The organism is Pseudomonas sp. K5002, from assembly GCF_013386655.1.
GTDB lineage: Bacteria > Pseudomonadota > Gammaproteobacteria > Pseudomonadales > Pseudomonadaceae > Aquipseudomonas.
Genome location: NZ_JACARK010001755.1, coordinates 1 through 587, shown reverse-complemented (window position 1 = coordinate 587; position 587 = coordinate 1). Strand labels below are relative to the sequence as shown.

Here is a 587-nt window from a genome sequence, read left to right as displayed (position 1 = left end):
GCCAGCACCGTGCGCGCCACGCGTGCGGCGAGCGAAGATGAACTGTTTGCCAGCGGCCACAAGCGCCTGCGCAGTTTGCTGCGCGACGGTGTAACCACCGTCGAGATCAAGTCCGGCTACGGCCTGGACCTGGCCAGCGAGCGCAAGATTTTGCGGGTGATCCGTCGCCTCGGCGCCGAGTTGCCGGTCAGTGTGCGCAGCACCTGCCTGGCGGCGCATGCGTTGCCGGCGGAGTACGTGGACCGGGCCGATGCCTACATCGATCACATCTGCACCGAAATGCTCCCGGCGCTGGCAGCGGAAGGCCTGGTGGACGCGGTCGACGCCTTCTGTGAGTACCTGGCGTTCTCACCGGAGCAGGTGGAGCGCGTGTTCATCGCCGCCCGGAAACTTGGCTTGCCGGTAAAACTGCACGCCGAACAGTTGTCGTCCCTGCATGGCTCCAGCCTGGCGGCGCGGTACCAGGCGCTGTCGGCGGACCACCTGGAATTCATGACCGAGGAAGACGCCATCGCCATGGCCGCTTCCGGCACCGTCGCGGTGCTGCTGCCGGGCGCGTTCTACTTCCTGCGGGAAACCCAGTTGCC

The 587-nt window shown here is 66.6% G+C and carries 1 pseudogene; it reads left to right on the top strand.

Annotated elements, in window-relative coordinates:
- Window positions 1-587, top strand: a pseudogene (locus HX846_RS39110) (imidazolonepropionase); the annotation flags it as partial.